Below are 13,738 nucleotides of genomic sequence, written 5' to 3' on the forward strand. Positions count from 1 at the left end.
GCGAACCTATCTGGATGGTGCGTGCAGGGTCGTTGCCGCTCACTAACATGCCTCGACCAACTACGTCTGCTACCTCCGGCAAGCGAGGTCAGAGCATCTTCAACGATTCTGTAGCCTGATAGGGAAAATACCATTGCTCGGTGCACAATCCTCCGGCTTTGAGTAGAGACTGATCCCGATCCACCGCGAGGACAATGGTTAGACCGCTGGCCGGACTGCGACGCAACAGGCCCCCAAGAACTTCATCGAAGCGTTGAAAATGCTGCGGGTGCAGCAAGGACTGCAGTTGTGATACCCCATGAATCAGTACGAGCAGACCCGAGTCTTCGCGCCGTTCTTCAAGGTAGTCCAGTGCGTCTAAAAAGTCGTAGACGTCCTCTCCGGTGATTTGTCGCAGCTGTGCGCTGCTACGTTCATCTGGGACCAATGCCGGTCCGAAACTCAGGATTTTCCGCGGGAGCATGCACAATCCGGTCAACAGTTGACGCGGGCCAGCCTCTGGCAGGCCACATACCAACAGACTGTGGCTCGCCTCGCCGCCGATGAACAATGGTTCGAGAGTTCCGTGCTTTAGCTGGTCGATAAGCCCGCACCAGATGGATGCAGGCTGCGCAGATAGCCATTCCGATTCGGGAGGTACGGGCTGCGAAGGAAGCGCCGGGGCAAACGGAGAGCCAGCAAGTCCAGGCGTTGCCCAGCGCTGAGCTAAGATTTCCACCTGGTAGTGCAGTGCCTCCATGGCTTCGTGGGCGGTGGGTGGAGTACCAAAGGTGCAGATCTGCCGTGCGCCGAGGTTCTCTGGTCCACGTTCGGCTAATTCACCATAAGGTGGTGGGTCAAAGGCGAGCGCAAATTGGAATTTTCGTGTCTTCCGTGTGGCGCAGTGGATAATTGCCTGCCCGGGATCGACCAGCGAAGCCGCATCCCGGATGCCAACCAGTTCGATGGATTCACCCGGATCGTTAACTCGCAGCGCGATAACTGTGTTCAAATTTGCACGGGTTTGCCCGGTCAGAGTTCCGGCAGGGCGTTGGGTGCTGAGCAACAGGTGAATGCCCAGCGCCCGGCCCACGGCCGCGAGCCGGTCAATGCGAGGGTTCGCTTCGGGGATGGATTCGCTAAACACTCGAAATTCGTCGATCACCACCAATAGCCTGGGCATAGCGGGCGCCGGATCACTGAGCTGATGGTATTCGAGCAGGTCGCTGCAGCGATAGCTGGCAAGAAGTTGTTCACGGCGGGTGACTTCGACTTCTAATTGCGACAGGGTCCGCTGCGCGGCCGCCGCGTCGAGGTCGCTTGCGAAGAGCTGGACGTGGGGCAAAGTGGCGAAGACCGAAAGCCCCGCGCCGCCCTTGAAGTCCACGAGGGCGAAGGCTAACTCCTCGGGGGAGTAGCCGGCAGCTAGTTCTTTGACGATGCGGCGCAATGCCTCGGATTTTCCGGATCCGGTGGTGCCGCAGATCAGCATGTGCGGCCCGTCGGCGTCAAAATCCAGAATCACCGGTTCATGTCCAGTGGTGTCGCCGATGTGGGCGCTCAACCCGCGCCGTGCGCGCTGAATCTCAGCGTTCGGCGAGGTGGTGCTGTTGAGGTTTCGGTGGGTTTCGGTGAGGGCCAGACAGCTGTCGACGAGCCGGTTGAATCGTGGTGCGCTTAATCGTTGCACGCTCTGCAACGTCAGCTGCGGATCTTCAAGCCGCGCTTCGGGCATCGCAGGATTCACCCACCAGGTGCCCTGCGGAACTGGGGCGCGGCTCAGCCCCATCACTACAGATTCCTCGCACCGCTCTGCTGCGGAGGCCACCACATAGATGGAGCGCACCTCGCCGGTCGCCGGTGCCGCCAGCGTGGGAGCGCTTGGAGCCGGTGGCCGCCCAGTGCGCACCCCGGGGAGCAGGATCAGACTGGCTGGAAGGCATTCTAGTTGCGGGTCGAGCACCAGTTCGAGCCGTCCGGCAAGAACTGCGGGCAGGTAGCGGGCGAGCAATGCCAGCAAGAGTTCGCTGTTCGTCTTGTCCTGGTCTCCAACGATCTGCCAGGCCCCGGGAACAGTGGCGGTGAACACCGGCGAAGGGCAAGGGGCATCCAAAGCCCTACGCGGTCTCCTGCGTCGTTTCTTGCTTGTATCCACTGATTCCGCAGCCGGGGACCACAGCCCTCGGCCGAACACTAGCGGAGGCAACCCAGAACTCGGTATCCCCAATTCGGTTCGGGTCAACCCGGCAAGCAGCGAGATCCCTAACGGTGGCGCATAGGCTTCGCGAGCTTGAGCTACCTGGGCGCGGTGCACCACCGCCTTGGCCTTCCATCGGCGACGCTCGATGATCAACTGACCAGCCGGCACGATACCTAAAAGGGCTGAAGCACCACTGAGCAGCAAGAACAGCATGGAGCCGGTGAGCACCGCCAGCAACACTCCGGAGAGCATCGGGACCAAGGCAGCGAGGCATAACGCGATCAATCGTTGCAGTTCGGGTTTATCCGGCAACTGCCAGCGCAGTTGCTCGGCAGACAGGCAATGACCGGTATCGAGCAGCACCGGATCGCCGACGCGCAGTTCGGTGTTTCCCAACCAGAAGCGCGATCCGCGCTGAAGCTGCAGCTGGGTCACCGCACCGCGCCTGCGAACGTTATCTTCCACCCGGATCGAATTCGCATCATCACAGGTCAGTACCAAGGCCAACTGGTCCACTGTAATTTGCGCATGATGCCGGGCGATGAGCGGGTCCTGCAACCACAGCGGGGCACAGCGCCCGAGTCGATGCACGCCTTGGGTCAGCTGCAAGCTCGCCCCGGCATCCGGTCCAGATGCGACAAAGAGCTGCAGTGCGGAGGGCAGCTGGCCATCCGCAGTGGCCGTGGCCCGCGGAATATCGGTTAGCAGCAGGTAGGTGCGCGCGCTGAACAGCCCACAATCTTCCAGAGCAGTCTCTGCCACGAACCAGCGCGTCGCACCGAAGGATCCGGCCAGAATCTTGGCCAGCTCAGCGCCATCTAGCTGCGCGGAGACTTCCAGCCGGAATTGGCGCGGTTGGGCGAAGCACCGTGCCGCGAGCAACAGCTCATAGCGCACCATGGACTCTCCTCCTCGATTGCTTGCTGGGTCTTGGCAACACTTCAGCACGCGCCAGGGACCACGCTTAATGGAGCACCGCACACTGTGGAAAACCAGCCGGAGTTTATCCACATCTTCGCGCAAGCTATTGAAAGCGCTAGCCGGTGGGGATAGGCTCCCTTGACATACCCTTTCTAGCGAATCCCCAGGCAAGGGTTGCAAGACGTTGATCCGGTGCCGCGCTCGCCGGAGTACCTCGAAGCATTCGGGAACGACTTTCATAGGTTCGGCTAAGGACTTTGACGTGGACGCGCTATCCATCGTGGAAGACGAAGTGCGAGAGCTGGTGCGCCGGCGCGGACTGGACCCTGGCAAACAACCTGCGCTCATCAGATCTTTAATCGACGATGTCCTGCGCGACTACGACGAGCGGGCACTGCTTGGTGCGGTCCCCGCCGTCGGTTCGCTCGACCAGGTCCGCCGCTCGGTTTTCGACAATGTGGCAGGATTCGGGCCGCTGCAACCGCTGCTCGATGACCCCAGCGTCGAAGAAATATGGATCAACTCGCCGCACCAGGTTTTCTGTGCGCGAGGGGGACAAAGCGAATTGACGCACATCAGACTCGAAGCCGACGAGGTAGCAGCCTTGGTGGAACGAATGCTGAAATCCTCCGGTCGCCGGTTGGATTTGTCCCAACCCTTCGTGGACTGCCAGCTACCCGACGGTTCCCGACTGCACGTGGTCATCCCGGACATCACCCACGAGCACTGGGCGGTGAACATCCGTAAATTCATCGCCCGCGCATCGAAGCTCGAAGATCTGGTGGAACTCGGTTCGCTCAGCCAGGACGGAGCGTCCTTTTTGGGGTGGTCGATCGCCGCGGGGCTCAACGTGGTGGTCACCGGACCCACACAGGCTGGCAAGACGACGATGCTCAACTGTCTGGCCTCCTCCATCGGCTCGCGCGAACGCATCATCACCATCGAGGAGATCTTCGAACTCAATCTGGCCGCGCGCGATGTGGTCAGCATGCAAACCCGCCTCGCAAATTTGGAGGGCACAGGGGAAATCACCATGCGCCGACTGGTCAAGGAAGCGCTACGCATGCGACCGGATCGGATCATCGTCGGCGAGGTACGCGAGGCCGAATCGTTGGACATGCTCATCGCCCTGAACTCGGGCATCGCTGGATTGTGCACCCTGCACGCCAATTCTGCGCGCGATGCAATCACCAAGATCTGCACATTGCCGCTGCTAGCCGGGCCCAATATCACCAGCGACTTCACCGTGCGCACCGTGGCCGCCTGCATTGACCTAGTGGTGCACTGCACCCGAGATCCGAGCGGCAAACGCTATGTGCAGGAAATTCTCAGTGTGCGCGGACGGGTGGAAGACGGCCAGTTCGAAACCTCCACGCTCTTCGAATATGGGCAGGGCGAGCTGACCCAGGCGCCCGGAGCGGACTGGGCACACGAGAAATTCGCGCTCGCCGGGATTAACATCGCCCAACTGCTGATGGAACGATCATGATCGCGTTTCTAGGATTGCTCGGCGGCTTGGGCATCGCGTTGATCGTGGATTGGCTGCTTTTCGATCCGAGCCCGCCGCGGGCCAAACGCCAGTCGGCGATCCGGCTCTCCCTGCTACGTGCGGGCATCGTGAACTTGAGCCCGGCAAAATTTGTGGCGATCTGCGCGGCCAATGGATTGATCTTCGTGCTGATCACCTTGGCCTTGACCGGCTCCTGGCTTTTCGCCAGCGTGTTTTTGCTCTTCGGGCTGTGGGCGCCGTGGGTGTACCTGCGACATCAGGCGGCCAAACGACAGGCGGCGTTGCACGAGCAGTGGCCCGAGGTGGTCGATCACTTGCGCAGCGCCATCCGGGCCGGGCTATCGCTGCCCGAATCGTTGAGCCAGCTGGCCAGCATGGGACCGGAACTGCTGCGCCCAGCCTTCCGCGACTTCGCCTTGGACTATCGGGCAACGTCCAATTTTTCCATCGCTCTTGAGCAACTGGGTGCACGGCTGGCTGACCCGGTCTCCGATAAGATCCTAGCCACGTTGCGGATCACGCGCGAGGTGGGCGGCACCGATCTGGGCCAAACCCTGAGCACCCTGGCGGCATTCTTGCGCGATGACGTGCGTACCAGGGGAGAACTGGCAGCCCGCCAGTCGTGGATAGTTTCCGCAGCCCGACTGGCGGTCGCTGCACCATGGATCCTGTTGTTGGTGCTCGGCACCCAAGATGCGGCGAAAAACGCCTACTTGACCTCCGGCGGGGTGATCGTTCTCGTCGGAGGCCTGCTCATTTCGCTGTTGTGCTACCGGGTGATGCTGCGCCTTGGCACCTTGCCGGTGGAAGAACGGGTGCTGGCATGAATTCGCTGATCCCTTGGGCAGTGCTGTGCGGCTTTGGTTTTGGTTTGGGCCTATGGATGATTATCGTGAACCTGCCCGCTTGGCGTCCGATGTCCTTCGCCGAACGCGTCGCCCCGCATATTCGTGTGGGCATGCGTTCCTCAAGGATGCTCGAGGATTCCTGGCGAGCGGAATCGCGCAATCCAGCAATGGTGCAATTCGCCGCACCACTGCTGACCCAGATCAAACGCCTCGCAAGTCTGCACAGCCCCAGCACCGAAACCGTACGTAAGCGACTTCGTGCCGCAGGGCTGAAGGCCAGCGTTGTGGACTATCGCTCGCAGGAGATCATCTGCGCGCTGCTGGGTCTTCTGGCCGGCGCCGCGTTCATGGCCTTGCTCGCGCTGAGCCGACCTACTAATTTCGCGTTCGCCCTCATCGTGGTGCTCGGCTGCGGCGTGCTCGGATTCCTGGCCCGCGGCTGGTGGTTGAACGAACAGATTCAACGCCGTGCCCGCAAGGTTCTCACCCAATTTCCCACGGTCGCTGAAGTTCTGGCCCTCACTGTGGGCGCCGGCGAATCGACTACCGGAGCGATCGAACGAATCTCTCGCATCTGCCATGGGGTGATAGGCGATGAATTCACCGAAACGCTCAATGAAATCCATGCCGGTAACTCGATGATTCAGGCGATGCAGAACATGTCTGATCGCATCCAAGTAGGGGCGATGACCCGGTTCGTCGATGCTATCGTCGTGGCCACCGAACGCGGCACTCCGCTGGCCCAGGTGCTTCGCGACCAGGCTCAAGACGTGCGAGATGCATCCAAACGAGAGCTGATGGAAGTTGCTGGAAAACGGGAAATCAGCATGCTAATTCCAATAGTTTTTGGAGTACTGCCGTTGACCATCGTGTTCGCGGTGTTCCCCGGCCTGGCCCTCTTGGAGATGAGCTATTGACAGCTAGCCGCACCATCACAGTACTTACCCATCGCCAAAATGTTAGGAAGTAATCCCATGTCCAGCATCCAATCGTGGCTCATGATTGTGTCACTACGACTGTCCGAAGGGTGCCAAGAGTTCTGGCGTCGAATCACGCTGCGGCTACGCGAAGAGCGTGGCGACGTGCCTGGTTGGGTGATGATAACCCTCATGTCAGCGCTATTAGTTGCCGCATTGTTGGCCATTGCCGGTCCACGTTTGCAAGACCTATTCAATCAGGCAATCGATCGAGTCTCCGGACTAGGCTGAGCCAGAGGTTCACGAAAATGCGCGGCGCCGCGTCCGTTGTCATACGTCGCTTCCGAAGGCAGGGCTCTGATGAGGCGGGCTCGGCCGTGGCCGAATTCGTCATGATCACCAGTTTGCTGATCGTCATCACGCTAACGCTGATCCAACTGACGCTGGTGCTCCATGTGCGCAATACGCTCACCGATGCGGCGGCCAACGGTGCGCACTACGGAACGCTGGCCAACCGAACTCCAGCCGACGCGGGTGGCCGAACCCGATTGTTGATCACCGAATCCTTACATGGCGGTTTCGCCCAGAACGTACAAGTTACAACTAACGCGGTCGGGGAGAGCCAGTTAGTGAGCGTCACTGTGTCAACGCGGGTGCCATTGATCGGCCTGCTGCCCAACGGATGGGATCTGACTGTACGAGGCAATGCGGTGCGCTATGAGTAAACGTGCATCCATTGCCGTCCACGATGAGGGCAGCGCCATCGTGGAGTTCATATTCGCCTCCACTGTTCTGCTGATCCCGATGATTTACCTGATTCTCGCCGCTGGACAGCTTCAGGCCGGATCCTATGCGGTAGTCGGCGCCGCGGATCAAGCCGCAAAGGTCTTCGCTGTCGCTGATACACCTGCCCAAGCTCGGTCCAATGCCCATCAGGTGGTGGAGCGCTCGATGAATAACTTCGGTTTATCCGGTGCCAGTACGCAGATAACCTGCGATCTTGAGTGTTTGAGCCCCGGCAGCATAGTCACGATTCAAGTATCTCTGCGCGTTCAATTGCCGTTCGTCTCCGACTACTTTGACGCCTCCGTTTTCACCGTCGATGCTGCCTCGACTCAACGAATTGACCGTTTTGGCTAGCGGCGGTCGATGGCACAAGTTCTTGCATGCTGCCCGCGCAGAGGACGGGCAGTCGCTGGTGCTTGCGATTGGGTTGTGCGCGATTACCTTGCTAACAATTTCGGTGGTGCTCGCCGCGAGTGCGGTGAACCTCAAAGCGAGGCAGCTGCTGTCCGTCGCAGATGGTGCTATCGTCGCGGCCGTGGACGAATTCGAATTTATTGCCGACGGAGGTCAACCGCGGATCGAATTGAGCCAGGCTCAAGTAAGGGCTGCGGTTCAGCGCTATCTGCAGGATGTCGACGCGGGACAGCGCATCGATAATCTTGCTATCGGGTCGGTTCAAATCCTGCCCGACGGTCAAGGCGCGCGATTATCTCTGACTGGTTCAGTACAGCCACCGATCATCGGCTGGATCGTACCCTCCGGGGTGAGTATCAACGTCAGTTCCTCCGCTCGCACCGTTTTGAGCAGATAGCGTCGTGAGCTTAAGCCGTCCGCCTGCATGGCGTAGGCTTAGATAACCATGGCAAAAACAGACTTTTCCGCTGAAATTCGTTCGCTTCGATCCACTTTCTCCGCGATTGAGGACGTGAGCGACGTTGCTCAAATTAAAGCCGATATCGCCGTACTTTCGGAGGAGGCCGGCGTCCCTGACCTATGGGATGATCCAGCGAGCGCGCAAATTGTCACCAGCAAGCTCTCCCATCGACAGACAGAGCTTGAACGCCTGAACCAGTTGCGCACGCGAATCGACGATCTTGAAGTTCTCGTGGAACTTGCCGAAATGGAGGATGACGACGAAACGCTTGCGGAAGCGGACAAAGAACTCATCTCGATCCATAAGGCGCTAGACGAGCTGGAAATCGTAACCTTGCTCAATGGCGAGTTCGATTCGCGCGGTGCGGTGGTGACCATCCGTGCAGGAGCCGGCGGTGTTGATGCCGCAGACTTCGCCGAAATGCTATTGCGCATGTACCTACGCTGGGCTGAGAAGCACGGTTACAAGGCAACCGTAATGGATACCTCCTACGCGGAAGAAGCCGGTCTAAAATCTGCCACTTTCGAAATCGACGTGCCTTACGTCTTCGGAACCCTATCCGTCGAGGCTGGAACCCATCGCCTGGTTCGGATCTCACCCTTCGATAATCAAGGCCGACGCCAAACATCCTTTGCCGCGGTGGAAGTTGTGCCTCTGATCGAGCAGACTGACACCATCGAAATTCCTGAATCAGAGATTCGAGTGGATGTCTTCCGTTCCTCGGGACCGGGTGGTCAAAGTGTGAACACCACAGACTCTGCGGTCCGTATGACTCACATTCCAACCGGCACCGTTGTGTCGATGCAGAACGAGAAATCACAGATTCAGAACCGTGCTGCCGCCTTGCGCGTCATGCAATCGCGACTGCTGTTGATTAAGAAGCAACAGGAAAGCGCGCAGAAGAAGGAATTCGCTGGTGACGTCAAAGCATCGTGGGGTGACCAGATGCGTTCCTATGTGCTCAACCCATATCAAATGGTGAAGGACCTGCGTACCGAACACGAGGTCGGTAATACGCAGGCCGTACTTGATGGTGAGATCGATGATTTTATCGACGCGGGGATCCGTTGGCGAGCGGGAAATCGACGCCCGTCGAACTAAATCAAAGGCCTGAAACTGAAATTGTTTCAGGCCTTTTTATTATCCGATTTCAATCATTTTTAGAACTAAAAAGTTCAAGCTTATCTCGGGTTCCGAAGGCTAATTCTAGGATCTAGGACACGCAAAATTTGAGTGCATGCTAAGATGAAAAAGTTGCTGAAGGCATTGCACTCTTCGATTTTCGCGATTCTAGTAGCTTAAAACCCGTTCATTGCAGGCTAAGTGTCCTCATTGAAACCGTGGGAAGCGCCAGCGATTATGGCCGATATACGCGAAGATTAGGTGCATCATTTCGAGTAGCCTCGACAGTAAATGATCTACCGAGATTCTCTAGGATTGAACGGTCATTCGCGCGCAATTGCGTATGGCAATTCGGTTTTTCAACGAAGGAAATCGCATTAATGCGGCAGCGCTGTCCCGGATTCGGGACGGCGCTTTGTATGCCAGCACGAGGATGCGAAGCAAAAGATAACGATACGTAACGTGAGTGAAGGAAGTGATTGATGGACAGAGGGCTTATGTACGTCGGCTAAGCGAATCCTCGCGAATCACCTCGCGGGATGAGACGTGCGAACCACGCATCAAGCGTTCCGAGGCTTGCCTCGGAGGATGCCAATTCACAACTACGTCGTTTGAAGGAGGTGGCGTGTGAACAACCCGGAAACGGTCGGTTTCAGCGCCCTGATCATCGTACTTTTACTGGTCTTATTCTATGGTGGTACCTTTTGGGTTTCCACGAGGATTGGCCAGAAAAATGAAAACGCCGACGGTTATATGACCGCAGGCAATAAAATCGGATTCGGAATCTCCGCGGCCAGTATGACCGCGACCTGGATCTGGGCATCCTCAATGTATGCCTCGGCCGCCTCGGGCTACACATATGGCATCAGTGGGCCAATCCACTACGGCCTCTGGGGTGCACTGATGATTCTGTTCATCTACCCATTCGGTAAGCGAATACGTAAGGTCGCGCCGAAGGCCCACACACTGGCCGAAGTTATGCACGCCCGACACGGCCGCTCTAGCCAGCTGATGCTTGCCGGTTCGAATATCGTCGGTTCGGTCATCTCTTTGATGTCCAACTTCATCGCCGGTGGCGTGCTCATTTCCATGCTCTCGCCCTTCAACTTCATTCAAGGCGTTCTCGCGGTTGCCGGCGGCGTATTGCTCTACACACTGTGGTCCGGATTCCGCGCCTCGGTTCTCACTGACTTTATGCAGGTTATGGCGATGCTCGGTGCCGTAGCAATCATTGTTCCTTTCATTTTCTTCGCTTCCGGATTCCCAGCGGCGTTCGAAACCGGTGCCAGCAACCTGACGGCCCAGCAGTCGAACTTCTTCTCTTCCGAGGCATTCCTGAATCAGGGCGCGCCATATATCGCTGCTGTCCTGGCATACGCAATCGGCAACCAGACCATTGCACAGCGCCTGTTCGCGGTTCGCGAGGACCTAATCAAGCCGACGTTCATCACCGCCACCATCGGCTATGGTGCCATGGTCATCGGCGTAGGCATGCTCGGCGTGCTAGCGCTATACCTAGGCTTCGAACCAACCGATGGCAACGTCAATAACATCATTCCGGAAATGGCTATGAGCTACCTGCCTGGTATCTTGTTGGCACTGTTCTTCGTCATGATCATTGGTGCGCTTTCATCCACCGCCGACTCGGACCTGGCTGCTCTGTCATCGATCATGATGGCCGATGTATACGGTCAGAACGTTGCAGGTAAGAAGAAAGCCAATCCGAAGACGATGTTGTTGGTTGGCCGAATCACGATGATAGTTGCAACGGTCTTGGCCGTCTGCCTCGCCAGCTTGCAATTGAATATCCTTGACCTTTTGGTCTTCGTCGGTGCACTCTGGGGTGCTCTGGTCTTCCCAGTGCTCGCCAGTTTCTACTGGAAAAAAGTCACGAACAAGGCCTTCACCGCAGCGGTATTGGTCGCCCTCGCCGTTTTCATTCCGGTGCGTTTTGAAATCATTCCGATGGTGGGGTTCACCGCCGTGGTCATCGAGCTACTGGCGATCCTAGGAATTGGTATCGTGCTGGGTCTGATGAGTTTCGGCTTCTTTGGACTGCGTCCTGCACTGATCATCGGTACCGTCGCTTCCATCGCCGCGGCGCCGTTCTGCTTCGGGTTCTTGCGCGACTACACGACTTTGACGGCCTCGCTCGTTGCTTATTCGGTCAGTACTTTGATCTGTTACTTCATGTCATTCCGTTCCAAAGAAGACTTTGACTTCTCGGTCATCGCCGAACGCGCAGGCGACTTCGACCCAATCGAAGAGTTGATCAGCACCGCCACAAGTGGTGCAGACAAAACTGACGGCACGAATGCTCCGAAGGGGAAGGAATAAACATGTTGGCACTCACTATTTACGTATTAGCCTGGCCAGTGGTGGTCGCCGGCGTTGCGATCTTTATCGGCAGGGCCTTCATTTCTGAGGCCCTCGAGGCAAAGCGCAACGGCGAACCGCTAATCTAGGGTTTGAATTTCAGGGGTAAGAGTCGGTCACGAGCCGGCGCTTACCCCTGAAATGTATAGTGGCGACCAGACCAGAATCCATTGTTGGGTATGCGGAGTCTGGAGAATCTTCCGGACGTGCCGCCGATGTGTGGAAGGTCACCGGGGCTACTTGGTAGACGAATAAGTAGTCAGGTCACCGTACTCCACGAATATCGACAAGCCTGTGGAAACAGCATGAATGTGACAACACACCGCCTTAGCCGCGCATGATGTTCACCTTGCACCGATAAGGTTTGGAAGACTGGCGCATCAAAAACGTTCGATCTCGACCTGAGTTTCCGTGGGTCGCGCCCCGACGGCAACTAGCGATTGAAGACATGATTAAATTCGAAAATGTCTCGATGGTTTACGAGCCGAAGCAGAAGAATGCTGCTTTGAACGACGTAAACATCGAGGTTAACCGTGGCGAATTCGCCTTCTTAGTTGGAGAATCCGGCTCGGGAAAGTCTACTTTCCTGAGCTTGATCCTGCGCGAAAAACGCGCCACGGATGGAGCCGTATACGTTGCAGGTCAAAACCTGAACCGTATACCGAGCCGACGTGTGCCCAAATTACGCCGCGACATAGGTTTCGTGTTCCAGGACTTCAGACTGCTTCGCGAGCGGACCGTGTTCGATAACGTCGCGTTTGCGATGGAAGTTATCGGTGCCTCACGTGCTCAGATTCGTGAACGTGTTCCGGATGCGCTGCGAATGGTAGGGCTAGAAGATAAGGCCCGCCGTAAACCAACCGAACTTTCTGGTGGCGAGCAGCAACGTGTGGGCATTGCCCGCGCCATCGTAAATAAGCCTTCGATCCTGCTGGCCGATGAGCCAACTGGTAACCTCGACCGGAAAAACAGTGTCGAGGTCATGAACGTGCTCGATCGGATTAATCAGAATGGCACCACCGTGCTGATGGCTACGCACGCCCATGAACTGGTCAGCGAATTCCGTCATCGAGTCATAGAACTGAGCAAAGGCAACGTCGTTCGCGACGAGGCAGACGGTCAGTACACGGCGATGACCACCGTTATTAATCAGGATGGCTCGCGCGAACTGCTCACCGGTGAAGCCGCTAAGGAAGCATCTGGCGAGTTGGCGACGAATGTAGAGAAAGAGAAGGACCAGTGAGACTAGGATTTATCCTCCGCGAGGCCGCAAAGGGTCTTCGCCAAAATGTCATCATGGTCGTCTCGGTCGTTTTGGTGACTTTCGTGTCCCTGACCTTCGTTGGTGCTTCGGCTTTGCTGCAGTTGCAGATCAATCAGATGAAGGGCTACTGGTACGACCGCATGGAAGTTGCGGTCTTCTTGTGCGATGACAATACCGCCGCGCCGAATTGCGCAGGTGAAGGTGTCACCGATGAACAACGCGCGAGCATTCAGCAACTGCTGGAATCAGACGAAATGGCTCCGTACATCAAGGAATTCGCTTACGAGTCGAAGTCTGATGCGCTGAAGAACTTCAAGGAGCAGTACAAAAATTCCTCCCTGGTTGATCAGGTTACCGAGGATCAGCTGCCGGAATCCTTCCGTGTCGGGCTAGTTGACCCGGAGAAATACCCGGTAATCAACGAGGCGTTCTCCACCGTAGCGGGTGTTGACTCGGTGGTGGATCAACGCGAACTTTTGGAGAAGGTCTTCCAACTTGTCCGCGTCGCGTCAGCCGCCGCGGCAGTGGTGGCGATCGTGATGATTGCCTGTGCAGTGCTGTTGACGGGTACCACCATCCAGCTGTCTGCGATGCACAGGAGACTGGAAACCACGATTATGCGTCTGGTAGGCGCTTCCAAAACGACCATTCAGCTTCCGTTTATTATCGAAGGCGTGATTGCCTCCGTTATCGGTGGTTTACTTGCTTCGGGCACTTTGTGGCTCCTTGTGAAGTTCCTAGTCCAAGATAAACTTGCCAGCGAAAACGTTGGAGTTGCCTTCATTTCGACGAATGAAGTTCTGTTAGTTGCTCCGGGGCTCTTGATTATTGGTATCGTTTTGGCCACAATTTCTTCAGTGGTAACGTTGAAGCGTTACCTGAAGGTTTAGTTGTTCGTTATCTTTGATCGAACTTCCGAACCTGATGCACAAAAACCTCTA

The 13,738-nt window shown here is 57.1% G+C and carries 13 protein-coding genes; 12 read left to right on the forward strand and 1 reads right to left on the reverse strand.

Annotated features, from left to right (window positions below):
* Positions 1-88: 88 nt before the first annotated feature.
* A complete protein-coding gene (locus LG294_RS05730) occupies positions 89-3,079 on the reverse strand; it encodes an FtsK/SpoIIIE domain-containing protein (protein WP_404290361.1) in 2,991 nt (996 codons plus the stop codon).
* 283 nt (positions 3,080-3,362) lie between these two features.
* On the opposite strand from LG294_RS05730, the gene LG294_RS05735 reads away from it, so the two are divergent.
* The 12 genes from LG294_RS05735 (at position 3,363) to ftsX (ending at position 13,687) form a co-directional block, all read left to right on the forward strand.
* Positions 3,363-4,589 (forward strand): CpaF family protein, encoded by a 1,227-nt coding sequence (locus LG294_RS05735; protein ID WP_404290363.1) that lies wholly within the window; start codon positions 3,363-3,365, stop codon positions 4,587-4,589.
* Positions 4,586-5,437 carry a type II secretion system F family protein gene (locus tag LG294_RS05740; RefSeq protein ID WP_404290365.1) on the forward strand — a complete coding sequence of 284 codons (852 nt, stop codon included), beginning with the start codon at positions 4,586-4,588 and terminating at the stop codon, positions 5,435-5,437. The genes LG294_RS05735 and LG294_RS05740 overlap by 4 nt, the downstream gene beginning before the upstream one ends.
* A complete protein-coding gene (locus LG294_RS05745) occupies positions 5,434-6,375 on the forward strand; it encodes a type II secretion system F family protein (RefSeq protein WP_404290367.1) in 942 nt (313 codons plus the stop codon). Before LG294_RS05740 ends, LG294_RS05745 begins: the two co-directional genes overlap by 4 nt.
* A 57-nt stretch (positions 6,376-6,432) precedes the next feature.
* Positions 6,433-6,666 carry a hypothetical protein gene (locus LG294_RS05750; RefSeq protein WP_404290369.1) on the forward strand — a complete coding sequence of 78 codons (234 nt, stop codon included), beginning with the start codon at positions 6,433-6,435 and terminating at the stop codon, positions 6,664-6,666.
* An 86-nt stretch (positions 6,667-6,752) separates the two neighbouring features.
* Positions 6,753-7,100 carry a TadE family protein gene (locus tag LG294_RS05755; protein ID WP_404290371.1) on the forward strand — a complete coding sequence of 116 codons (348 nt, stop codon included), beginning with the start codon at positions 6,753-6,755 and terminating at the stop codon, positions 7,098-7,100.
* Entirely contained in the window at positions 7,093-7,515 is a 423-nt protein-coding gene (locus LG294_RS05760) for a hypothetical protein (protein ID WP_404290373.1), read from the forward strand. The genes LG294_RS05755 and LG294_RS05760 overlap by 8 nt, the downstream gene beginning before the upstream one ends.
* On the forward strand, positions 7,499-7,972 hold the full coding sequence (locus LG294_RS05765; RefSeq protein WP_404290375.1) for a hypothetical protein: 474 nt from the start codon (positions 7,499-7,501) through the stop codon (positions 7,970-7,972). Before LG294_RS05760 ends, LG294_RS05765 begins: the two co-directional genes overlap by 17 nt.
* Positions 7,973-8,020: 48 nt before the next feature.
* Complete coding sequence (gene prfB / locus LG294_RS05770) at positions 8,021-9,136, forward strand: peptide chain release factor 2 (protein ID WP_404290377.1); 1,116 nt, start codon at positions 8,021-8,023, stop codon at positions 9,134-9,136.
* A 648-nt stretch (positions 9,137-9,784) separates the two neighbouring features.
* On the forward strand, positions 9,785-11,494 hold the full coding sequence (locus LG294_RS05775) for a sodium:solute symporter family protein (protein ID WP_404290379.1): 1,710 nt from the start codon (positions 9,785-9,787) through the stop codon (positions 11,492-11,494).
* Between the two features lie 2 nt (positions 11,495-11,496).
* Positions 11,497-11,622: a putative transporter small subunit gene (locus tag LG294_RS05780; protein ID WP_404290381.1), complete on the forward strand. Its 126-nt coding sequence runs from the start codon at positions 11,497-11,499 to the stop codon at positions 11,620-11,622.
* Positions 11,623-11,981: 359 nt separating this feature from the next.
* The gene (gene ftsE / locus LG294_RS05785; RefSeq protein ID WP_404291655.1) at positions 11,982-12,776 is read left to right on the forward strand and encodes a cell division ATP-binding protein FtsE; all 795 of its coding nucleotides are present in this window, start codon (positions 11,982-11,984) and stop codon (positions 12,774-12,776) included.
* Positions 12,773-13,687: a permease-like cell division protein FtsX gene (ftsX, locus tag LG294_RS05790; protein ID WP_404290383.1), complete on the forward strand. Its 915-nt coding sequence runs from the start codon at positions 12,773-12,775 to the stop codon at positions 13,685-13,687. Before ftsE ends, ftsX begins: the two co-directional genes overlap by 4 nt.
* The last annotated feature ends 51 nt before the right edge of the window (positions 13,688-13,738 follow it).

The sequence above is a fragment of the Glutamicibacter arilaitensis genome (assembly GCF_044793945.1).
GTDB lineage: Bacteria > Actinomycetota > Actinomycetes > Actinomycetales > Micrococcaceae > Glutamicibacter > Glutamicibacter arilaitensis_B.

What these genes read in the sequence shown, in the direction of transcription:
- LG294_RS05730 (WP_404290361.1), bottom strand. Translation starts at nt 3,079, where the DNA reads ATGGTGCGCTATGAGCTGTTGCTCGCGGCACGGTGCTTCGCCCAACCG.
- LG294_RS05740 (WP_404290365.1), top strand. Translation starts at nt 4,586, where the DNA reads ATGATCGCGTTTCTAGGATTGCTCGGCGGCTTGGGCATCGCGTTGATC.
- LG294_RS05745 (WP_404290367.1), top strand. Translation starts at nt 5,434, where the DNA reads ATGAATTCGCTGATCCCTTGGGCAGTGCTGTGCGGCTTTGGTTTTGGT.
- LG294_RS05750 (WP_404290369.1), top strand. Translation starts at nt 6,433, where the DNA reads ATGTCCAGCATCCAATCGTGGCTCATGATTGTGTCACTACGACTGTCC.
- LG294_RS05760 (WP_404290373.1), top strand. Translation starts at nt 7,093, where the DNA reads ATGAGTAAACGTGCATCCATTGCCGTCCACGATGAGGGCAGCGCCATC.
- prfB (WP_404290377.1), top strand. Translation starts at nt 8,021, where the DNA reads ATGGCAAAAACAGACTTTTCCGCTGAAATTCGTTCGCTTCGATCCACT.
- LG294_RS05780 (WP_404290381.1), top strand. Translation starts at nt 11,497, where the DNA reads ATGTTGGCACTCACTATTTACGTATTAGCCTGGCCAGTGGTGGTCGCC.
- ftsE (WP_404291655.1), top strand. Translation starts at nt 11,982, where the DNA reads ATGATTAAATTCGAAAATGTCTCGATGGTTTACGAGCCGAAGCAGAAG.